Annotated in this window: 15 protein-coding genes; 11 read left to right on the plus strand and 4 right to left on the minus strand. The window is 58.7% G+C overall.

The window, feature by feature from the left end; all coding sequences use genetic code 11:
- The first annotated feature begins 343 nt into the window (after positions 1 to 343).
- The 3 genes from HMPREF0577_RS00050 to HMPREF0577_RS00060 all read left to right on the plus strand — a co-directional run bounded on the left by HMPREF0577_RS00050 (position 344) and on the right by HMPREF0577_RS00060 (position 2,365).
- On the plus strand, positions 344 to 1,258 hold the full coding sequence (locus tag HMPREF0577_RS00050; protein ID WP_004011565.1) for a 1,4-dihydroxy-2-naphthoate polyprenyltransferase: 915 nt from the start codon (positions 344 to 346) through the stop codon (positions 1,256 to 1,258).
- 149 nt (positions 1,259 to 1,407) lie between these two features.
- Complete coding sequence (locus tag HMPREF0577_RS00055; RefSeq protein ID WP_004011566.1) at positions 1,408 to 2,169, plus strand: hypothetical protein; 762 nt, start codon at positions 1,408 to 1,410, stop codon at positions 2,167 to 2,169.
- A complete protein-coding gene (locus HMPREF0577_RS00060) occupies positions 2,159 to 2,365 on the plus strand; it encodes a PIN domain-containing protein (protein WP_004011567.1) in 207 nt (68 codons plus the stop codon). Before HMPREF0577_RS00055 ends, HMPREF0577_RS00060 begins: the two co-directional genes overlap by 11 nt.
- A 422-nt stretch (positions 2,366 to 2,787) precedes the next feature.
- Here the strand turns inward: HMPREF0577_RS00060 and HMPREF0577_RS00065 are convergent, their stop codons facing one another.
- From HMPREF0577_RS00065 to HMPREF0577_RS00080, 4 genes are read right to left on the minus strand one after another with little or no spacing between them, the layout of a single operon-like run.
- Complete coding sequence (locus HMPREF0577_RS00065) at positions 2,788 to 3,645, minus strand: class II fructose-bisphosphate aldolase (RefSeq protein ID WP_004011568.1); 858 nt, start codon at positions 3,643 to 3,645, stop codon at positions 2,788 to 2,790.
- A gap of 2 nt (positions 3,646 to 3,647) precedes the next feature.
- Positions 3,648 to 4,814: a 1-phosphofructokinase family hexose kinase gene (locus tag HMPREF0577_RS00070; protein WP_004011569.1), complete on the minus strand. Its 1,167-nt coding sequence runs from the start codon at positions 4,812 to 4,814 to the stop codon at positions 3,648 to 3,650.
- Positions 4,783 to 5,925, minus strand: coding sequence for an ROK family protein (locus HMPREF0577_RS00075; protein ID WP_004011570.1), 1,143 nt, complete (start codon positions 5,923 to 5,925; stop codon positions 4,783 to 4,785). Before HMPREF0577_RS00075 ends, HMPREF0577_RS00070 begins: the two co-directional genes overlap by 32 nt.
- Positions 5,926 to 5,937: 12 nt before the next feature.
- Positions 5,938 to 6,819, minus strand: coding sequence for an SIS domain-containing protein (locus tag HMPREF0577_RS00080; protein ID WP_004011571.1), 882 nt, complete (start codon positions 6,817 to 6,819; stop codon positions 5,938 to 5,940).
- Positions 6,820 to 7,026: 207 nt separating this feature from the next.
- Between HMPREF0577_RS00080 and HMPREF0577_RS00085 the strand changes: the two genes are divergently transcribed.
- The 8 genes from HMPREF0577_RS00085 (at position 7,027) to HMPREF0577_RS00115 (ending at position 21,310) form a co-directional block, all read left to right on the plus strand.
- Positions 7,027 to 7,812, plus strand: a complete 786-nt coding sequence (locus HMPREF0577_RS00085; RefSeq protein ID WP_036342332.1) for a DeoR/GlpR family DNA-binding transcription regulator — start codon at positions 7,027 to 7,029, stop codon at positions 7,810 to 7,812.
- Positions 7,813 to 8,284: 472 nt separating this feature from the next.
- Entirely contained in the window at positions 8,285 to 10,285 is a 2,001-nt protein-coding gene (locus HMPREF0577_RS00090) for an FAD-dependent oxidoreductase (RefSeq protein ID WP_248613699.1), read from the plus strand.
- 30 nt (positions 10,286 to 10,315) lie between these two features.
- Positions 10,316 to 10,480: a hypothetical protein gene (locus tag HMPREF0577_RS11515; RefSeq protein ID WP_004016192.1), complete on the plus strand. Its 165-nt coding sequence runs from the start codon at positions 10,316 to 10,318 to the stop codon at positions 10,478 to 10,480.
- A 628-nt stretch (positions 10,481 to 11,108) separates the two neighbouring features.
- Positions 11,109 to 11,342, plus strand: a complete 234-nt coding sequence (locus tag HMPREF0577_RS00095; RefSeq protein WP_004011578.1) for an ABC transporter permease family protein — start codon at positions 11,109 to 11,111, stop codon at positions 11,340 to 11,342.
- Positions 11,343 to 11,616: 274 nt separating this feature from the next.
- On the plus strand, positions 11,617 to 12,009 hold the full coding sequence (locus HMPREF0577_RS00100) for a hypothetical protein (protein ID WP_248613610.1): 393 nt from the start codon (positions 11,617 to 11,619) through the stop codon (positions 12,007 to 12,009).
- A 187-nt stretch (positions 12,010 to 12,196) separates the two neighbouring features.
- Positions 12,197 to 15,694: a DNA-directed RNA polymerase subunit beta gene (gene rpoB, locus HMPREF0577_RS00105; RefSeq protein ID WP_004015301.1), complete on the plus strand. Its 3,498-nt coding sequence runs from the start codon at positions 12,197 to 12,199 to the stop codon at positions 15,692 to 15,694.
- Between the two features lie 27 nt (positions 15,695 to 15,721).
- Positions 15,722 to 19,627 (plus strand): DNA-directed RNA polymerase subunit beta', encoded by a 3,906-nt coding sequence (locus HMPREF0577_RS00110; RefSeq protein ID WP_004011581.1) that lies wholly within the window; start codon positions 15,722 to 15,724, stop codon positions 19,625 to 19,627.
- Between the two features lie 246 nt (positions 19,628 to 19,873).
- Positions 19,874 to 21,310: an AI-2E family transporter gene (locus HMPREF0577_RS00115; RefSeq protein WP_004011582.1), complete on the plus strand. Its 1,437-nt coding sequence runs from the start codon at positions 19,874 to 19,876 to the stop codon at positions 21,308 to 21,310.
- Positions 21,311 to 21,341: the final 31 nt, after the last annotated feature.

The raw sequence follows: 21,341 nt of genomic DNA on the forward strand, positions 1-21,341 counted from the left end.
AATTGACGGAATCCGTTTCGCCGCAAAGGGGAGGCTACGACTTCATGAGCAAAGGCCTGATTGCTTTTTACGCCACTGTTGCGGGTTTCGCGGTTTATGAACTATTCACAAGTCGCTCCTTTTTCATACTTTTCCTTGGGATTTATATCTATTCCCTGAAACGGGACATGGGGAAGCGCGAAGGGAAGAACAGTCGCTATCGCGGATTCTTCAGGGCAGACAGGGGCGATAGAATCGACTAGCGGAGCGAGCTAAGATAAGGGACAGCCTGGCACTCGCGCCCACTTTCGTTGCGTGAAGTACCGACTCGCTAGCCCGCTACCCGCCTGGAGAAAGGAACCCGATGGCCACCATCAGCGCCTGGATAGAAGGCGCGCGGCTGCGTACCCTGCCGGCCTCCGCCGCACCGGTACTATTGGGAACTGGGATAGCCTTCGGCCTGGGACGCGGCAATGCCTGGCTGGCGGTGGGGTGCCTGGTGGTGGCCTTGGCCATCCAAATCGGCGTGAACTTCGCCAATGATTACTCTGACGGGATACGCGGCACCGATGAACACCGGCTGGGGCCGCCGCGCCTGGTGGGTGGCGGCGAAAACCCGCGTCGGGTCTTGGCGGCGGCGCTGGGGTTCTTCGCGCTGGCGGCCGGGGTCGGGCTCGCGGTGGTTATCGCCAGCGCTTCTTGGTGGCTGGTCGCAGCGGGGGCAGCAGCGCTGGTCGCGGCCTGGTTCTATACCGGGGGCAAGCACCCCTACGGTTATACGGGGTGGGGCGTAAGCGAGCTGATGGTTTTCGTATTTTTCGGCTTAATGGCGACGCTGGGAACCCTGTGGGTGCAAGCCAAAACCCTGCCGTGGCAGGCTTGGCTGCTGGCAGCGGCGCTGGGGTTGCTGTCGTGTGCGCTGTTGATGGTCAATAATCTGCGCGATATTCCCACCGATACCCAGTCGGGGAAGCGTACCTTGGCGGTGCGACTGGGGGATCGCGGGGCGCGCTGGGCTTATGTCGGGCTGGTGGTCGCGGCGCTGGTTTTGGCCGCCGTGGTGGTTTTTATTCCCTGGCCGGCAGTGTTTTCCAGCGGGGTGCGCCAGTGGTTGCCGGGTTTCGCGGTTTTGCTGGTGATTTGGGGTGGAGCGGCTGCAACGATGCGCCCGGTGCGGCGCGGGGCGACGGGGCGCGACCTGGTTGTGGCGTTGCGCAACACGGGTTTCCTGACCCTCGCCTTCGGTGCCTTGCTCGCGTTGCTCTTTGCCTTGGGCTAGTCGGCTTCATGAGGTGCCATTTGAATTGCCGGCGTAAGTGTGAAGAATAACCCCACACATCACCGATTCAAAGAGAAACCGGCTAGAATTAAGCCTGTACCCATGTCGTTGACACACCCGACGCACACTAAAAATCCACAGGGGCAGAAATGGCAGAAATCAACCTGGTTTTGAATGGTGACCCCGGCGAAATAACCGCCGAGGCTTTTTCTGCGGCGCTGTCACATTTGATTAAGCTGATTCGTTCAGTGGACGGAGGCGCGGACACGGCTCTAACCGTGACTGGATTGGCTATGGGTTCAGTTTCGGCCACCTTAGACACCGAAAAAGCTGTTGCCGACAGGGTAAATCGAGGTATCGCCCAATTGCGAAATACCCCGGAGATTCCCCCTGGGTGGCACCGCAAAACCTTGCGAGAACTGGATTATTTGGGGCGCATCGGAACGGATAAGCATTCCAACGGGGTCACCGGGGTGAGCCTTTCAATCGGGGATGAAACCGCGCATCTTGACACAGAACTTGCCAGAAACATCCAGGAAGCCTCTATCCCAATCACCCAGGCGCTCACCACCATTAGGGGCAGACTCTTTGCATATTCCCACAAAACCAACGAGGATTCGCGCTACGTCATGATTCAACCACAGGGCAGAACCCCGGCCGTGCGGGTCAATGTCCCCGATATTCTGGAGGATACAGCCATTCGCCTGATTGAAAAACAAGTAGAGGTACTTGGTTTGGGGACGCGTGACGATGGGGTGACCTTGAAAACTATTGATGCCCAACGGATTGAGGCCATGTCCGATAGCATCCCGGAACTGTCCATTGATGACATCATTGGTTCTTGGGAAACAGTTCCTGGAGTCGTCCCCGATTCGGTTCACCTGGTTCGGGAAGTGCGTGATGCCTGGTAAAAAGCCTTGTTACGTCCTTGACACGTCCCTGTTGATTGCCCTTTTCCTGAAGGAAACCGGTCGGGTGTACCGCTCACGCGAGGTGCTTACCAGTGATGCTGACTTGGTTTTACCCTCGCTGGCAGTGCTAGAGATTCTAGCCAACCCGAAGCTGCGAGTGGCGCACAATCCCGCTCAAGCCCCGCTGTTCGTATAACTTTGGATAATCTGCGTTGGTATCTTTGGGGGGGGGTTGCTCGCGTTGCTCTTTGCCTTGGGTTAGTCGGCTTCATGAGGTGCCATTTGAATTGCCGGCATAAGTGTGAATCGCGTCTGGCTAAATGTCCGTGGACATCCGACAAATCGCCTAAATCTCTCTGCCCGGATTCCCCTATCCCAACCGCCGTCGTGTCGCGGTACATGATGGAGCGGGAGGCGAAGTGGCGCAACGCAAACGTCAGGCAGCGTAGACGCGCGAGGAAGCCGGATGGCGAAGAGCCTATGAGTGCTCGTAGTTTCTCTTAGAAACGAAGTTTCTAAGAGAAACAGAGCGGGTCCCCATCAGCTCGAGCCGCCGGCGAATCGTGCGTCGAGCGGCATGTACCCCTAGCAGTCGAGCGACAAATTAAAACAAGCACCTCATGAATCCACAGCCGCCGCAACAGGCGTTGAATACATCCGCAACAGGCGTTCGACCTCGGCCTGTACCGCCGCGTTGCCACCGCGCGAATACTTGCGCGGGTCGACCAACTCCGGTCCGGCCGCCAGGTCGCGGCGCACCATTTCGGTATAGACCACGTTAAGGTGCGTCGAGACGTTAATCTTGGTCATGCCCGCACGGATAGCGGCGCGCATCCCCGCGTCCGACACCCCCGACGACCCGTGCAACACCAGCGGCACGGGCACGGCGGCGGCGATTCGCGCAATCAAATCATTGTCTAGGGCGGCATCGCGGGAAGTCATGGCATGTGACGACCCCACCGCGACGGCCAGCAAATCCACCCCGGTGTCGGTCACAAAATGCGCGGCATCATCGGGATTGGTGCGCGCCGAAGGATCGTGTACCCCATTCTTGCCGCCGACCTCGCCCAGTTCGGCTTCGACCGAAACCCCCCGGTCGTGACACCATTGGGTGATTTCGGCGGTCGACCGGCGGTTTTCCGCGTCCGGCAGTTTCGAGCCGTCATACATGATAGAGGTAAATCCCAAATCCACTGCCGCCTTGCACAAGTCGATGTCCTCGGCGTGATCCAAATGCGCTACGACCGGGACGCGAGCCTCTTCCGCGAGGCGCAACACCGCCGAGCCAATCGGGCGCAGCCGCCCGTGGTGGTATTTCACGGCGTTTTGGGAAAGTTGCAAAATCACCGGCAGCCCGCAGGATTCGGCAGCCGCGACTTGGGCTTCCCCGTGTTCCAAGAGCACGACGTTGAACGCTCCCAGTCCGACGTGGCGCGCGGCCGCGTCGCCCGCAAGTTTACGAATATCTGCCAACATTTTTAACTCCAATCTTCGGTTTTATAGGTAATTTCACGACGCAACTCGCCGACCAGTTCGGTTTCAATCACCCCGGCATAGGCGGCGGGTACGGCCGCCGCCGACCACGCCACGGCTTGCGCCAGCGCCGCTTGTCGCCCCAAATTTTGCGCGCGGGCGGCCAGGAAACCGGCTACGGCCGCGTCGCCCGCCCCGGTCGGGTTGCCGGATAGTTCCCGCCCGGGGCGCGCCCAAAAAGCCTTCACTTGCGGTTTTGCCTTGGTTTCGGGTTTTTCTGTGCCGTTCATGAGGGGCTGGCCAAAATCCCCGCCTTTGTCAGATTCGCGGGCTTCCCCAGTTTCAGATCCGCCGTCCCGGCACACATACGCCAAGCCATCGCGTCCGGCCGACACCAATAAAGACCCGGCGCCAAGTTCCAGCAAGGCTCGCGCGGCGGCTGGCACCTCATGAATCCCGGTGGCCGCACGCAACTCGGCGACATTGGGCTTTAAACAATCCGCCCCGGCGCGCGCGGCCTCGACCAAGTATTCCCCGGAGGTGTCCACCAACACCCAGCACCCGCGCGAGCGCAGCCCCGCGACCAGGCGCGATACCATCCCCAGCGGGGTCCCCAGCGGAAACGACCCGTTGATGCTGACCAGAGCTCCGGGCGGCGCCCAGTCGCAGTCGAGCACCCGTTCCCACACGTTTTCCCAGGTCGCGGCGATTTCCGCAGCGGTCAGTTCGCCGTAGTTCGGCGCGGCCTCGTTGAACAGGGTCGCGTCGCCCTCGGCCACCACCGCCACCGACAGCCGGTTCGGCCAGGGCATCTCTAGCGCCCGCCACTGAAACCGCCCCGGGGATTCGGCCTCGCGTCGTTGCAGGTCAGCGACGTAATCGGGGCTGGTGAAGAAGCCGGTGGCCACCACCGGGTAGCCCATCGAGGCCAGCACCGAGGCGGTGTTCAAGCCCTTGCCCCCGGCGCGGCGGTGAATCCGCTCTACCCGGTGGGAAGTCCCGAAAACGACCTGCTCGACTTGGTAGGTGATGTCCACGGCCGGGTTCGGGGTGAAGGTTACCAGCGGCACCGATGTTGGCGCGGTGCCCGCAGCGGTGCTTTGGGGTGGGGTGGCGCTCATCTGGCTGTCCTTTCGCGCTTCATGAGGTGCCAGCCGGGGTGGCAGCCGCATTTGCGGATTTGACCGTGTCACAATCCGCCACGACTTGCGTGGCGATTCCCTCGTAGTCGAAAACCCGGGCGGCTGCGCCGAGCAGTTGCGCCCGAGACCCGAAGCGCGCCAAGGAAAATCGGGGTTCCGGCAGGTTTACCAGCCTGGCAGTTGTCGCCGCCCGCAACCGTTCCAGGTACGCCGGTCCTTCCTTGGATTGACCCCCGCCGATAATGACCTCTAGGTCACCGAGGGTCGCTATCATCGCGGCCAGGGCTTGCGCAAGGGCGGCGGTACCGGTTTCCACGACGTGGTGCGCGGCCGCGTCGCCCTCGCGTTCCCGCGCGAAAACCGCCTTGGAGCCGGGCGGGGTGTCCAGCCCGGCTAAAGCCGCGTAGCGCCGCCCGGTGAAAGCCGCCGAAGCCAGCTGTTCCAGCGGCAGCATTTCTGGCGGATTCATGAGGTGCGAGCCTAAATTCTCGCTTTCCGATAGATACTGCCGATCCGGGTTCGGGAACAGGACTTGTCCGATTTCCCCGCTGGTGGCGCCCCGGTTCAAAACCTGGCCGTCAAGGACAATCCCGGCGGCTATCCCGGTGCCGATAGCGACGAAAATACAGTCGCGTCGCCCCGTAAACCGGGCTTCCCCCAAGGCGCCGGAACGCAAATCGTGGCCGAGTAGCACCGGTGTCCCCAGCGCCTGGGCGAGGGTATCGCGCATGGGGAACCGCCCCCACCCCAGGTTCGCCGATTTGATAGTCATCCCGGTGGATTCATCCACCAGGCCCGGGATTGCCACTCCCACCGCTTTACAGATATTTTCGCTGGTCAGGGTCTCGGTGCTGGGGGTGAGGATGGTACCCTCGGCGAGTTGCGCCTGGATGCGGTCGTATTCTTCGCTTAGCTGCGCCACCAGGGCTTCGGCTCCACCTTGGGTGGTTTTGACGCTAGGTAATTCCACCAGCGAAGCATTCGGGGCGACGAGCGCCATTTTGATATTCGTGCCCCCCACATCGAAGGCCAGGGCATAACGTGGGGGAGTGGGTTCATTGGGGTTGGCACCTCGTGAAGCCGCAGTCCCAACCGTAGCGGCGCCCCCAGCGCCACCAGCGGGAGAAGTATCGGTGGACATAGGAACCTCGCGTTAGGACAGGATAACGGAACGAGTCAGGTGACGCGGGGTGTCGGGATTGAGCCCGCGATGCTCCGCGCGCGCCACCGCGACGCGCTGCAACAGCACCAACGAAGCCATCGGATCCCAGTCGTGATGCACCAAAGTCGCGCCGGTGGCTTCGATTTGCGCGCTCATACCCGTTGGGATGGGGCCGAAAATCCAGGTGATGCGCCCGGGCTGGGCGATAGAAATCGGGCCGTGGCGGTACTCCATCGCCGGATAGGCTTCTGTCCAGGACTGCGAGGCCTCGCGCATCTTTAGCGCCGCTTCGTTGGCCAAGCCATAGGTCCACGCTGTGCCCAGGAAAGTGAACTGGTCGGCGGTGACGAAAGCCTGGGGGATATCGGCGGTGGTGGCGGCTTCACAGTCGCGGATAGCTGGGGTCAGGTCTTCGCCCAGACTGGCGCGCATAAGCGCCAAGGCAGTCGTGGCGAAACGGGTTTGCACCACGGATTGTTCATCGGCGAAATCCAGCACGACTTCTTTGTCGGTGTAGGGGGTGGCCGGACCGTTGCCAACCGCCGTAATCAGGCGCGTCGGAGTTTTACCGTGTAAGGCTTTGAGGATGTCAATAATCTCGGTTGTCGTGCCCGAGCGAGACAAGGTAATAACCAGGTCGTATTTGCGGGTGAGCGGGAATTCGGTGGCGGTGTAGGCATCGCTGACACCCAGACCGGCTGTCTCGCGGGCGCGGCAGTAGGCTTGAGCCATAAACCACGAGGTGCCACAGCCAATCATGGCCACGCTTTGGCCGGCGCGCGGAAAGAAATCGGGGTCAAGGGAGGGCGACATCTCGATGGCACGCTTCCAAGTGGCGGGTTGGGTGGCGATTTCAGTGGCGGTAATGCTCATAGTGAGTTGTCCTTCCTGGTAAAGTTTAGGGTGAGATTACGTAATAAAATTACCACTAAGCAGCTCGATTTGTGCGCGAAAATGATTGGAATTAATAGTTATGCACATTTTAAAGCATGGGCGAGGGGTATTTTCGGGCTAAAACTTGAGGAAACAGTAAAATATTTGGCTTCGGCTGAAGTCAAAGTTGCGGCGAAAAGGAGAGCGATGACAAGCCAATCCGCGCGATTGACAAAAATCCTTGACACGGTGCTGGAACAGGGCTCCGCGAAGGTCGAGCAGCTCGAAGCTGCTTTGGGAGTTTCTGCCGCCACCATCCGGCGTGACTTAGACCGGCTCGCCAACCAGCAACTCGTGACCCGAGTACGCGGTGGGGCGGTAGCGAACCCGCTATCCGGAGATTTACCGCTGCGTTACCGACAAGCCAATCACGGGCGGGTTAAACAAAGACTCGCCCGCGCCGCCGCGAAACTGGTGCAACCCGGGGACATAATCGGGGTCAATGGGGGAACCACCTCTACCGAAGTCGCCCGCGAAATCGCGCTGCGTGTCAGCACCGATTCGGCCTTCGAGCATGAAAGTCTGACCTTGGTCACCAACGCGGTGAATATCGCCAACGAGCTGGTGGTACGCCCGCAAATCAAAGTAATCGTGGTCGGCGGGGTCGTGCGGCCGAATTCCTACGAGATTGTCGGCAACCTGTCGGGGGTGATTTTAGAAAACCTGGCGATGAACCGAGTCTTTTTGGGGGTTGTCAGCATTGACTCGGCTCGCGGATTGTTCAATGACGATTTGCTGGAAGCTGAAATAAACGCCGATTTCCTTGCCGCCGCCGCGCGAGTCACCGTCGTGGCGGATTCCTCGAAATTTACGGCGGTTGGGGTGGCGCGGATTTCGGACTTTTCCCTCGTAGACGAGATTATTACCGATTCAGTCAGCGCCGAGGATCGCGCGGCTTTGGCACAACACGGGGTTGAAGTTATTGAAGTCTAGCTTTGGTGCGCTATGGGGCGACGCGGTTCGGCGGCGGTTCGCCCGGCGTGCGGTCGGCTGCTAGGGGTGCGCGCACGAGAGGCGAAAGGGGGAGGTTTCCCCCGCTCGAGCTGCTCGCGCAGCTCGAGCTCCCCCTCAGCCTCTCTTAGCGTCGCACTCCCTACGCAGCCTTCCCGCGCCGCCGCTGACGTGCCGGCGCGCGCCCAACGCGGTATCGCGACGTGCCGCGTCGCTGTTCCTCAATCTAGGACGGGAACTGAAACCAGCGTGGCGCCAAACCGTGCCGGCGCGCGGCGCTGAGTTTTTCGGCAATAGGGAGCGGGATCCGGGCCGGGAGATTTAGGCCTAGATTTCGGTGGCACCTCATGAAAACGGAAAGTGCGCACCCCTAGCGCCGAAGCGATTGCTGGGCAGAGAAATACGAAACATGCTATGGTGGTGTGAATGTCTGGACAAAGGAAAGGAAACAATGATGAAACTGGTTGTGGTCGGCGGGGTAGCCGGCGGACTGTCCTGCGCGGCACGCGCCCGACGCCTGGATGAAAACGCAGAAATTGTGGTCTTTGAAAAAGGCTCCTATCCCTCGTTTTCCAACTGCGGGCTGCCCTATCATCTAGGCGGCGAAATTCCCTCGCGCGAAATGCTGCTGTTGAATACCTCCGAGGCACTGCGAGCGAAACTAAACCTCGACGTGCGCCTCAACCACGAGGTCACCGGCTTGGATGCGAGCGCGAAAACCGTCACGGTTCGCGACCCGGGCGGACGTGAATTCCAAGAATCCTATGACTTCCTGGTGTTGTCCCCCGGAGCCCGTGCCGCGCGCCCCCCGATTCCCGGCCTGGATTCCCCGCGTGTGCACCCCTTGCGTACTGTCGACGATGTGACCCACCTGGTGGAACTGGTCGAAGGGAGCGGCGCTGGGGGCACTGGCGGTGGGGTGCCCGCGAAATCCGCCGTGGTTATCGGCGGGGGCTTCATCGGCATCGAAGCCGCCGAAGCCTTGGCGCAGCGCGGCCTGCAGACCACCATTGTGGAGGGCGCCGCCCACGTTATGCCGCTGCTGGACCGTGAAATCGCGAATATGGTCACCGGCGCGCTCGGGTCGCTGGGCATCGCAGTTTTCGCCGACACGCGCGTGGAATCCATCTCGCCCGTCACCGCTGGTGGTGGTAGGGGTGAGGTTCATGAGGCGCCAGCCGAAGGGCAAGCGCCTCATGAAAACGCTGACCCAACCGAAACACCCAACCCGGGCGCTTCCGGCAACCCGGGCGGCGCGGTCAGTGTGGACGAAGCAGGCGGCGCGACCAACCCGGGCGGCGCGACCAATCTGGATGCCACAGGTGGGGCAAACCCCGGCGAAGAACCCGGCGCGGCGCTCCAAGTGAAGCTGTCCACCGGCGCGGAAATCCCGGCCGACCTGGTAGTGCTTGCCGCCGGAGTCACCCCGAATACCGAGGCCTTCGTTGCGGCCGGAGTGGCCGCTGACCAGCGCGGATACCTGCAAATCGACGCGCACGGCCGCACCAATTTGCCCGACGTATTCGCCCTGGGCGACGCCGCGACCCAGGTCACGGCTCCCACCGGCGCGACTCGACCCGTCGCGCTGGCCGGGCCGACCAACCGCGCTGGGCGACTGATTGCGGATTTCATCGTCGACCCCGAGTCCGCCCGCCCGTTGCCGCGTCCACTGGCGACCTCGATTTTCCGAGTCGGATCTATGACCGTGGCTCAGACTGGGGCGAACCGGGATGCCCTAGCGGCCGCCGGGGTGGATTTCCACACGATTCACACCCATCCTACCGACCACGGGACTTTCCTGCCGGGCGCCCAGCCGATGCAGCTATTGCTGCACTTCGAGGCCGGTTCGGGGCGGATTTTGGGTGCCCAGGGCATCGGCGGGAATGGTGTGGACAAGCGGATTGACGTGATTGCGACGGCTTTGCGAGCCGGGCTGAGCGCGGCGGATTTGATTGACTTGGATTTGGCGTATTCTCCGCCCTATGGTTCGGCCAAGGATCCGGTGAATTTCTTGGGGTATGTGGCGCAAAACGTGTTGTCGGGGCGGCTGGCGTTGTGGTATGCCGCCGAGGCCGAGGCGCTGGTGTCGGGCGGGGCGCTGGTGGTTGATGTGCGCCAAGAGCCGGAGTTTCGTGCCGGGCACCTGGTGGGGGCGCGTTGTGTTCCGTTGACGCAGTTGCGCGGGCGGCTCGACGAGATTCGCGTTTGGCTCGCGGGTGCCTCGGGTTCATTAGGTGCCAACCCGGGGGCGAGTTCCCCAAGTGTGGCGGCCGGTTTGAGTGCGGTGGGTTCATTAGGTGATTGCGTGTATTTATGCGATGACACGGGGGTGAATGCTTGGCTGGCGTCGCGGATTCTGAGCCAAAACGGAATTAATGCTAAAGTATTGTCTGGTGGGGTGAATACCGTATTTGCCTACCATTTCTTAAACCCTGGGGTAGTGCTGGAAATGTAACCCGGGTAGTGACAACGAAAGGAAAGAAAAATGTGCTCACCAGTGAAATGTGCGAATTGTGGGAAAACTACTTGGACGGGGTGTGGGATGCATATCGAGGCGGTGAAAGCCCGGGTTCCGGCTGACCAGTGGTGTACTTGTCCCGAGGATAAGCGCAAACCCCAATCCCTCTTTACGAGTTTCTTTGGTCGCTAGAGGTTACGGACACATAAGCACTTTGCTAGGATATGGGGCTTGGTAAAGCCACTGTTCGCAGGCTTATCTCGATATCAATCATGTTCAATAAGGTGCTTATGTGTCCATAATCAAGATTACGGACACATAAGGGGATTTTCACCGAAGGCGAAAATCCCAAACCAGCTCTGAGCTGGGGTTTTGTCCGGTCTAACATTCTAGCAGACTGCTCGCGTGTCCATAACCAAGAATATTGGTCACTGGTCTCCGGTGTGGGTCACACCGGAGACCAGGATTATTTATGGCACCTCATGAGCTTCCCACGAAAACCCCAAAATTCAAAATCCTGTTTAAAACCCCCACATTTGATTAGAAAAAATCATATTCCGGTGATGGCGGGTCCTCGATGGCACCTCATGAAACCCCAAAGAAGGGCGGAAGACGGCCAACGGAGGCGGACAGTTTACCCACGAGCAAACCCTGTGCCCCCGAACAACCCAAGGAAGGAATGGGCGGGAACCACCGCGAAACCCGGAGCTGAAAACCCACAACCGAAAGGAACGCTCGTGAAACGCATTACTACTATCGGCGCGTTCGCGGCCATCGCAGCCCTAGCATTAAGCGGCTATGACCCGGGATTGTTACGGCCGTGGTTTTCGTATTCATCAATCCTTGGAATGAATACGCGGCGGCCTTCGTTTTGGTGCAGAAAGCCGAGTTGCAGTCCTTGACCGTGGCGATGCCGCGGTTCCTGGGATTGTATGTGCGCGAATGGCAGTTCATGTTCACCACCTCGGTGATCGCGATTGTCCCGGTGATTATTATGTTTGCCTTGATAGAGAAACGCTTGATTGGGGGACTCACGGCCGGGAGTATTAAATAGACGCGTAGCGAAGTCGGGAGGTAGCGCACGGTTGGATGTCCGCAGATAATTGTAAGTACATTCTGGCAAATTCGCGCGTTGTTGATGAAATCTAGCAAGTTTCTGAACAGGAGCTTTGCCAGGTTGAATACGTTAGCAGGGTAATTATCCGTCCATTACTGGATAAAACCGATTGGATTGAAAGCTGGTCATGGTACGGTGTTACGAAATGACGGTTGGCAATTTGGAGTTAACTGCGATTGCTTGGACAAAGTTACTATCGAAGGATATGAAAATGATTACAAGTACCAGTAAACGACGGGGTCTGGTGGCGATAATAGGCATCCTGGCAGCCTGCTTGTTTACTCTCGGATTCACTACGGCTCTCGAGGTGGCATCGCCAGCTTCTGGAGACCCCGAATTTAACCAAATTCGAGAAAAGGCTCGAAGCGGAAAAGATTTGAGTCTTCGAGAACTGAAAATCCTGGCAGACCCCTATCGCAGTCCGTCCTATGCCAATGTCAGTGTGGCTGAAAAAGACCTCGTCGTGAGGCACATTAACAATCCTGACGCTTTTCAATTGACGATTTCCGTCAATCCCGATACTGCAATGGTGGAATCGGTAACAGCAACGCCACGTATTGAATCGCGGAGCGCAAAACTCAATAACCCGTGCAAAACAGCGTGAGCTGGGCGACTTGCGCAACCCCGCAACTTTGTGATAGCTTGAGTGTTTGCGTTTGCTGTGTCCGATGCGGCCTGTGACCTGGGGTTTTACCGGTAATGCGCAAGGTTTACCCCGCCAGTGCGACGACGAGGGGCCAGCGAGTTAACGCCGGTGCGCGCCCAATTCAAGAAAAAGGGAAGAGGAAACCTTGGCCAGCTCGCCTAAAACTGTCGAAACCCCATTTAGGGTTTCATTCGCTCAAATCAAAGAACCCATGACCGCGCCGAACTTGTTGGCGCTACAAACCGAATCCTTCGACTGGTTCCTGGGCAACGACGCGTGGAAACAACGTGTTGAAGCCGCTGCCAGCGGGGAAGGGAAGCACGTTCCCACCGTCTCGGGGCTGCAAGAAGTCCTGAATGAGATGTCGCCCATCGAGGATGCCGGCGGCACCATGAGCCTGTCTTTTAACAGCTACACACTGGAAGACGCGCCCTATACCATCGACGAATGCCGCGACAAGGACTTGACCTATGACGCGCCGCTGTGCGTCGAAGCCGAGTTCATCATGAACGAAACCGGCGAGATTAAGAACCAAACCGTGTTCCTGGGGAACTTCCCCCTGATGACCCCGCGCGGTACGTTCATTATCAACGGCACCGAGCGGGTGGTCGTGTCCCAGCTGGTGCGCTCCCCCGGGGTGTACTTCGAGAAAACCGCCGACAAGACCTCGGATCGCGATATTTACCTGGGCAAGGTGATTCCCTCGCGCGGGGCGTGGCTGGAATTCGAAATCGACAAGCGTGATTCCGTCGGGGTGCGTATTGACCGCAAACGTAAACAATCCGCCACGATTTTCTTGAAAGCCATGGGGATGAGCACCGCCGAGATTCGCGAAGCCTTCGCGGATTTCCCGATGATGCTGGAAACCCTAGAAAAAGACGGGCCGATTGAAACCCAGGAACAAGCCCTGGAAGATATTTACCGCAAAATTCGTCCCGGTGAGCCCCCTAGCGCCGAAGCTGGACGGGCATTGCTGCATAACTTCTATACCAACCCCAAGCGCTACGACCTGGCCGAAGTGGGACGCTACAAGATTAACAAGAAACTTGGGGTCGCCCACGAGATGGATCAACGCACCTTGAGCCTGACCGACATGGTGGCGGCCTTCCGCTACCTGTTGGCTTTGCGTGAAGGCATGGACGTGGTGTCCATTAAAGGCGCGGCGGGTGAGGCACTCGATGTTAAGGTGAAAACCGACGATATCGACCACTTTGGCAACCGCCGGGTGCGCGCCGTGGGCGAACTGATTCAACTCCAGTTCCGTACCGGCATGTCCCGGATGGAACGGGTGGTGCGCGAACGCATGTCTACCCAGGACATGGAAGCCATTGTGCCGAAATCCTTGATTAACATCCGCCCCGTAGTGGCGGCGATAAAGGAATTCTTCGGTACCTCGCAGCTTTCCCAGTTCATGGATCAGAACAACCCCCTGGCCGGTTTGACCCACAAGCGACGCCTGTCCGCCCTGGGGCCGGGTGGCTTGTCCCGTGACCGAGCCGGCATGGAAGTCCGTGACGTGCACCCCTCACACTACGGACGCATGTGCCCCGTGGAAACCCCGGAAGGTCCCAACATTGGTCTGATTGGATCGCTGGCGACATTCGCGCGGATTAACCCCTTTGGCTTCGTGGAAACCCCGTATCGCGTGGTGCGCGATGGCGTGGTCACCGACGAGATTCACTACATCACCGCCGACGACGAGGAAGGCTTGAATATCGCCCAGGCCTCGGCCACTTTGACCGATGATAACCACTTTGTGGAAAAGGAAGTCCTGTGTCGCTCTACCGGTGGGGATCCGGTGTTGGTCAGCCCGGAAGAAGTGGACTTGATGGACGTGTCCGCCCGCCAGATGGTGTCGGTTGCGACCGCCATGATTCCCTTCCTGGAACACGACGATGCCAACCGCGCTCTGATGGGGGCGAACATGCAGCGCCAGGCCGTGCCTTTGCTGCGTACGGAGGCTCCCTTGGTGGGAACCGGCATTGAAAAACGCGCGGCGGTTGATGCCGGCGACGTGGTTGTAGCCAAGAACGCCGGGGTTGTCACCGAGGTCAGCGCCGATTTGGTCAAGATACAAACCGATGCCGGTCGAGTGGATAATTATAAGCTGGAGAAATTCCAGCGTTCCAACCAGGGTAACTGTTACAACCAGCAGGTTTTGGTTGATGAAGGCCAGCGCCTGGAAGTTGGCGACGTGATTGCTGACGGGCCGGCCACCGACCAAGGCGAGATGGCTTTAGGCAAGAACCTGTTGGTAGCCTACATGTCCTGGGAAGGCTTGAACTACGAGGACGCGATCATCTTGTCCCAGCGGGTGGTATCCGAAGACTTGCTGACTTCGATTCACATCGAAGAACACGAGATTGATGCCCGTGACACGAAGCTAGGACCCGAGGAAATCACCCGCGACATTCCCAATGTGTCCGAAGCCGCCCGTAAAGACTTGGACGACCGGGGAATTATTCGCGTGGGAGCCGAGGTTCACGCCGGGGACATTCTGGTGGGCAAGATTACCCCGAAGGGCGAAACCGAACTGACCAGTGAGGAACGCCTGTTGCGTGCGATTCTGGGCGAAAAAGCCAAGGAAGCCCGCGACACTTCGCTGCGGGTGCCCCACGGTGAATCCGGGATTGTGATTGCCGTCAAAGAGTTCACCGACGAAGACGAAGATTCCGAGTTGGCACCCGGGGTCAACCATATGGTGCGCGTCTATGTCGCCCAGCGCCGCAAGATAACCGTAGGCGACAAGATGTCGGGTCGTCACGGCAACAAGGGATGTATCTCGAAGATTCTGCCGGTCGAAGACATGCCATTCCTCGAGGACGGCACCCCGGTGGATATTATTTTGAACCCGATGGGTGTGCCTGGACGTATGAATATCGGCCAGGTACTGGAGTTCCACCTGGGCTGGATTGCCCACGAAGGCTGGGACATTACGAAAGCGCTGGAATCTGGCGAGCAGTGGGCCAAGCATGTGCCGCTGCCCACCGCCGAGCCTGGCCAGCATGTCGCCACCCCTGTGTTTGACGGAGCCGAGGCCGACGTGATTACTGGGATGCTGCAAAGCACGCGGGTGCGCGATAAATTTGACCACCAGCTGATTGACGAAAACGGCAAAGCACAGTTGTTTGACGGACGTTCCGGCGAACCCTTCCCGTACCGTATCGCGGTGGGCTACAAGTACATGCTGAAGCTTCACCACTTGGTAGACGACAAGATTCACGCCCGTTCCACCGGTCCGTACTCGATGATTACCCAGCAGCCTTTGGGTGGTAAAGCCCAGTTCGGTGGCCAGCGTTTCGGCGAGATGGAGGTGTGGGCACTAGAAGCTTACGGAGCTGCCTATGCTTTGCAGGAAATCTTGACTGTCAAGTCCGACGATGTGCAAGGCCGCGTGAAGGTTTACGAGGCCATCGTACGTGGCGAGGATTTGCCGCAGCCCGGCATCCCCGAGTCTTTCCGCGTGTTGATGCAAGAAATGCGCTCGCTGTGTTTGAATGTCGAGGTTTTGGACTTTGACGGGCACCCCTTGGATATGCGCGACGATGCTGATGAAGCCTCTCGTGGAGCCGCGAAACTGGGCTTCGACCTGTCGAAACGCCCCAACGCACCCGGCATGGTGTTGAGCATGGAAGAAATCTAAGGACGACCGATAGAAGGAAGAAAAACAATGATAGACGCGAATAAATTTGCAGCCCTGCACATCGGTCTGGCTACCGAAGAAGACATCAACAGCTGGTCTCACGGCGAAGTACAAAAACCCGAGACCATCAACTACCGCACCTTGAAACCCGAGAAAGATGGCTTGTTCGACGAACGAATTTTCGGTCCCACCAAGGACTGGGAATGCGCGTGTGGCAAGAACAAACACGTCCGCTACAAGGACACCGTTTGTCCCGAGTGTGGGGTAGAGGTAACCCGCTCCAAAGTGCGCCGTGAACGGATGGGGCATATTCGTTTGGCGGCTCCGGTTACCCATATTTGGTATTTCAAAGGGGTACCGTCACGGTTGGGATATTTGCTGAACCTGGCACCCAAGGACTTGGAAAAGGTGATTTACTTTGCCGCTTACATGATTACCTGGGTGGACGAGGAACGCCGCCATAAGGATTTGGCAGATATGCAAAAAGAATCCGATTTGGCACGTTCACAGATTGAAAAGAACCGCGACATTGACATCGAAAAACGTGCCCAGAAGATGGAAGAAGACATGGCGGCCTTAGAGAAAGAAGGCGCCGAGAAATCTGATATCGACAAGGTCAAGCGTGCTGGGGAAAAAGAGATGCGCGCGATTCGCCACCAGGCGGAAACCGATTTGAAACTCCATGACGAAGTCTGGGAGCGTTTCAAGACCCTGAAGGTCGGGGACTTGGAAGGTAACGAGGTGGTCTATCGCGAGATGTACGCGCTTTACGGCACGTATTTCAAGGGCGGGATGGGCGCCCAGGCCGTGAAAGACCGTCTGGAAGCCTTTGACTTGGAAGGCGAAGCCCAGTATCTGAAAGAAATCGTGGAATCCAAGACTGGCCAGCAAAAAACCCGCGCTTTGAAGCGTTTGAAAGTGATTAATGCTTTCTTGAAGACCGGGAAGCCGGCCTCCGCGATGGTGTTAGATTCGATTCCGGTTATCCCCCCGGATTTGCGTCCCATGGTACAGCTGGATGGCGGGCGTTTCGCCACCTCTGATTTGAATGACCTGTACCGCCGGGTTATCAACCGCAACAACCGTTTGCGGCGATTGCAAGACCTCAGCGCCCCGGACATTATTGTCAACAACGAAAAACGCATGTTGCAAGAATCCGTTGATGCCCTGTTTGATAATGGGCGTCGCGGGCGTCCCGTTACCGGGCCGGGCAACCGTGCCCTGAAGTCCCTGTCTGACATGCTCAAAGGTAAGCAGGGGCGTTTCCGCCAAAACCTGTTGGGGAAGCGCGTGGATTATTCCGGGCGTTCCGTAATCGTGGTTGGGCCGCAGTTGAAGTTGCACCAGTGTGGTCTGCCCAAGGAAATGGCGTTGGAACTGTTCAAGCCCTTTGTGATGAAGGTGCTGGTCAAGAACGGCACCGCCCAGAATGTGAAGGCCGCCAAGCGTATGGTGGAACGCGGATCCAGCGAGGTCTGGGATGTGTTGGATCAGGCGATTACCAACCACCCGGTGTTGCTGAACCGTGCCCCTACCCTGCACCGCTTGGGCATCCAGGCTTTCGAGCCGCTGTTGGTGGAAGGCCGTGCGATTCAGCTGCATCCCCTGGTGTGTGGCGCGTTCAACGCGGACTTCGACGGGGATCAGATGGCGGTGCACGTGCCCCTGTCAGCTGAAGCCCAAGCCGAAGCCCGGGTGTTGATGTTGTCTTCGAACAACATCTTGAAGCCTTCCGACGGACGACCCGTGACCATGCCTTCCCAGGACATGATTATTGGTATCTATCACCTGACCTCGGATGAAGACCCGACGATGGTGCATAACCCGAAGTTCGACGCGGACGGCAACCGGGTGTTGAAGTACTACACTTCCCCCGCCGAAGCCCGTCAAGCCTATGACAACGACGATTTGGCGCTGCAAGAAACCTGTGTCATTCGTATGGAACCCGGCGATGTCCCCCCCGAAGGCATGGAGATGCCCGAAGGCTGGCAGCCCGGGGATCGATTCCAACTGGAAACCTCGCTGGGGCGCGTGATTTTCAACGATGCCCTGCCCCGCGAATATCCTTTCGTAAACTACGTGGTGGCCAAGAAAGAACTGGGTAAAATCGTCAACGACCTGGCCGAGCTTTACACCAAAGCTGAAATCGAGGTTTCCTTGGACGCGTTGAAGTCCTTTGGTTTCCACTGGTCGACGTGGTCGGGGATTACGATTTCCTTCACGGATATCGTGCCGCCGTCCGCGAAGCCGGAAATCTTGGAAAAGTACGAGAACATGGCGGCCGATATTCAATCCGACTACGACCTGGGTGCTATCACCGAGGAAGACCGCTATTCGGGACTCATCAAGCTATGGGAGACCGCAACTAATGAAGTCGCCCAAGCGATGGAGGAAAACTTCCCCGAACGAAACACCGTCTATCGCATGGTTAAGTCCGGGGCGCGTGGTAACTGGTCCCAGATTCGCCAGATTGCCGGTATGCGCGGCCTGGTGTCCGACCCGAAACAGCGCCTGATTGAGCGCCCCATCAAGTCGAACTACCGCGAAGGCCTGTCCGTGTTAGAGTACTTCATCGCGACCCACGGCGCGCGCAAAGGTCTGGCGGACACGGCTTTGCGTACGGCAGAATCCGGGTATTTGACGCGGCGTTTGGTTGACGTGTCCCAGGACGTGATTATTCGCGAAGCCAACTGCGGCACCCGCAAGGGTCTAAAGATTGTCATCGGGCATCGCAACGATGACGGTGTGGTGGAACCCGACGAACTGGTGGAAACTACCGCTTTTGCCCGTACTTTGGCGCGCGACGCCGTCAACGAGAACGGCGAAGTCGTGCTGACCGCCGGGGAAGATGTCGGTGACGTGGCGATACGCAAACTATTGCGTGCCGGTATCACTGAGATTACCGTACGTTCCGTGTTGACCTGCGAGGCTCCGGTCGGAACCTGTGCGGCCTGTTACGGACGTTCCCTGGCTACTGGCAAGCGCGTGGATATCGGCGAAGCCGTAGGGATTATCGCGGCTCAGTCCATTGGCGAGCCGGGTACCCAGTTGACGATGCGTACCTTCCACACTGGTGGTGCTCAGTCGGGTTCCGATATTACCCAGGGTTTGCCGCGTGTCCAGGAGCTGTTCGAAGCCCGCACCCCCAAGGGTGAGGCTGCGATTACCGAAGCCGCAGGACGTGTTAAGATTAACGACGACCCGGCGGGTGCCCGGGAAGTCATTATTGTGCGCGATGATGGCAAGGACGACCTGGTGATAGAGGTTTCCCGGCGCCAGAAACTGCTGGTGGCCGAGGGCGACCAGGTAGAGGTCGGCCAGAAGCTGACCGAAGGTCCGGTGGACTTAAAGAAGCTGTTGCGCGTCAAAGGCCAGCAGGCCACCCAGAAAGCCCTGGTCAACGAGGTACAGCAGGTGTACCATTCCCAGGGTGTGGATATTCACGCCAAGCACATCGAGGTTATTGTGCGTCAGATGTTGCGTCGCGTGACCGTCCTGGAGGAAGTCGGTGACACCAGCTTCCTGCCTGGCGAGTTGGTGGATCAGGCGCGGTTCTTGTCCGAAAACCGCCGCATGGTGGAGCAGGGCAAACAGCCGGCTTCGGCTCGCCCGGAGTTGATGGGTATTACCAAGGCTTCGCTGGCTACGGATTCGTGGCTGTCGGCCGCGTCCTTCCAGGAAACCACCCGCGTGTTGACCGAGGCCGCGATGAACGGCACCGACGACCCGCTGTCTGGGTTGAAGGAAAACGTCATCCTGGGCAAACTGATTCCCGCCGGAACCGGCTTGGTGCGTTATCGCAACGTGGAAATCAACCCCTCTGAAAAGGGTCGTGAAGCATTGATGGCGCAGCTGCCGTACAGCGACACGATTGGCTTTGGGGATTTAACGGATTTCTCGGACGCGAGTATTGATTTTCCGTTTGGGGTTTAGTTTCGCTAAACGCTAGCAAGTGCGGCGCGCGGGTTTCGGCTCGCGCGTCGCACTTTTCATGAGGCGCCATCCGATTATCCAGCTGCTTCGCTGGAATGCCTTTCTGGTCATGGACGCATAAGGAACTTATTGAGAATGCTTGATATCGAGATAAGCCTGTGACATGGGGGTTTATCCAGGCTATTATCCTAGCAAAGCGCTTATATGTCAATGGATATTTAGACCCAGTGCGATACAGTTGAGACTATGGAAATAAAGGGCAGGCTTGGACTATTGATTGGGACAGTCGGGAAGGCGGCGAAAGCCGTGCGGGGGCGGCGACTGGCACCTCATGAAACCTCCAAAAGAAACCTGGAACAGGGCAACCTCGCGACCAGCGGACTAACCACAGAAACCGGCGACCCCGCGAACCCCGCTGCAACCGCCGCGTTGCTGCATGAAACCGGGCTCGCGGCCTGGCCGGCAGGGATGCGTTACGCCTTGGCGCTGGCCGGCACTTTCGCAGTGGTGGCCGGGCTGTGGATTATTGCCCCGGTGTTCACCCCCGCCTTCCTGGCGTTGTGTATGGCGTTGACGCTGCATCCGGTGTCCCAGTGGTTGATTCGCCGCAAGGTTCCCGCCGCGTTGGCTGCCTTGTTGAACATTGTGTTGATGTTTGCTGTCATGTTGGGCGTGACTGGGATGATAGCTGGCGCACTCACCGCCGTGACCACGGAACTGCCGCGCTACCAACGCAAATTCCAGATACTCTATCAAGACAGTATCCACCTGTTGGAAAGGCTCGGTGACCGTTTCAACATCGACATGTCTTCGGTGACCAGCCCGGCTCAGCGGGTTGACCTGGGGCGGGTGACAAGCTATGCCGGGAGCTTGGCTAATTCGCTGGGCAGCGCGGGAACCACCATGTTCTATTTCACGATGCTGGCGATTTTCCTGGTTGGCGACCTGGTGGTGATGCGGCGCCGTGCCGCCGAATTGGCGACTTACGCGCCAGGTTTGGCGATTTCGTTGCGCAAGTTTGCCCGGGGGGCGCGCATGTACTTCCTGATGGCCACGTTTTTTGGTGCCGGGGTGGCGGTTTTGGACATCATTGTCATGTATATTTTCGAGGTGCCCTCGCCCTTGACCTGGGGGATTCTGGCTTTCGTGGCGAACTATATCCCGGCGGTGGGTTTCATTATTTCCATGATTCCCCCCGTTTTGATGGTGTTGGTGACCCAGGGTGTTGGTCCGGCAATCGGGGTGGCTGTCAGTTTCATCGTGATTTCCACGGTGGTGTTCAATTTTGTCCAGCCGCGTTTCGCTGGCTCAGCGGTGGGTTTGAATCCGACGATTTCTTTCCTGTCTTTGATGGTGTGGTCGGCGGTGTTGGGGCCGTTGGGGGCGGTGGTTTCCGTGCCGATGACCCTGTTTATCAAGGCGATTTTCGTGGATTCTGACCCGCGCACGGTGTGGATTGACGTGTTCTTGCGTCCTAGTGATACGCCGCCGGCCGATTTGTTGCGCCGTAAACGTGACCGCGACCGCGATGGGCGTGACGACCGCACCGGCGAGGCGGTGGTGGTTGATCGGCGCACTCATGAGCAGCAAGTCCGCGAGGCGGCCGAGGCGGAACGCCAGCGTGCCCAGGCCACTATTCACGAGCTAAACGAGGCCGCCCAGGCGGAAATCAACCAGGCCTAGCAACTTTGGTTTCGTTGCCAAAACCGCAGTG

Origin of the sequence: Mobiluncus mulieris ATCC 35243, assembly GCF_000160615.1 — a bacterium.
GTDB lineage: Bacteria > Actinomycetota > Actinomycetes > Actinomycetales > Actinomycetaceae > Mobiluncus > Mobiluncus mulieris.

What these genes read in the sequence shown, in the direction of transcription:
- HMPREF0577_RS00050 (WP_004011565.1), top strand. Translation starts at nt 344, where the DNA reads ATGGCCACCATCAGCGCCTGGATAGAAGGCGCGCGGCTGCGTACCCTG.
- HMPREF0577_RS00055 (WP_004011566.1), top strand. Translation starts at nt 1,408, where the DNA reads ATGGCAGAAATCAACCTGGTTTTGAATGGTGACCCCGGCGAAATAACC.
- HMPREF0577_RS00060 (WP_004011567.1), top strand. Translation starts at nt 2,159, where the DNA reads ATGCCTGGTAAAAAGCCTTGTTACGTCCTTGACACGTCCCTGTTGATT.
- HMPREF0577_RS00065 (WP_004011568.1), bottom strand. Translation starts at nt 3,645, where the DNA reads ATGTTGGCAGATATTCGTAAACTTGCGGGCGACGCGGCCGCGCGCCAC.
- HMPREF0577_RS00070 (WP_004011569.1), bottom strand. Translation starts at nt 4,814, where the DNA reads ATGCGGCTGCCACCCCGGCTGGCACCTCATGAAGCGCGAAAGGACAGC.
- HMPREF0577_RS00075 (WP_004011570.1), bottom strand. Translation starts at nt 5,925, where the DNA reads ATGTCCACCGATACTTCTCCCGCTGGTGGCGCTGGGGGCGCCGCTACG.
- HMPREF0577_RS00080 (WP_004011571.1), bottom strand. Translation starts at nt 6,819, where the DNA reads ATGAGCATTACCGCCACTGAAATCGCCACCCAACCCGCCACTTGGAAG.
- HMPREF0577_RS00085 (WP_036342332.1), top strand. Translation starts at nt 7,027, where the DNA reads ATGACAAGCCAATCCGCGCGATTGACAAAAATCCTTGACACGGTGCTG.
- HMPREF0577_RS00090 (WP_248613699.1), top strand. Translation starts at nt 8,285, where the DNA reads ATGAAACTGGTTGTGGTCGGCGGGGTAGCCGGCGGACTGTCCTGCGCG.
- HMPREF0577_RS11515 (WP_004016192.1), top strand. Translation starts at nt 10,316, where the DNA reads ATGTGCTCACCAGTGAAATGTGCGAATTGTGGGAAAACTACTTGGACG.
- HMPREF0577_RS00100 (WP_248613610.1), top strand. Translation starts at nt 11,617, where the DNA reads ATGATTACAAGTACCAGTAAACGACGGGGTCTGGTGGCGATAATAGGC.
- HMPREF0577_RS00110 (WP_004011581.1), top strand. Translation starts at nt 15,722, where the DNA reads ATGATAGACGCGAATAAATTTGCAGCCCTGCACATCGGTCTGGCTACC.
- HMPREF0577_RS00115 (WP_004011582.1), top strand. Translation starts at nt 19,874, where the DNA reads ATGGAAATAAAGGGCAGGCTTGGACTATTGATTGGGACAGTCGGGAAG.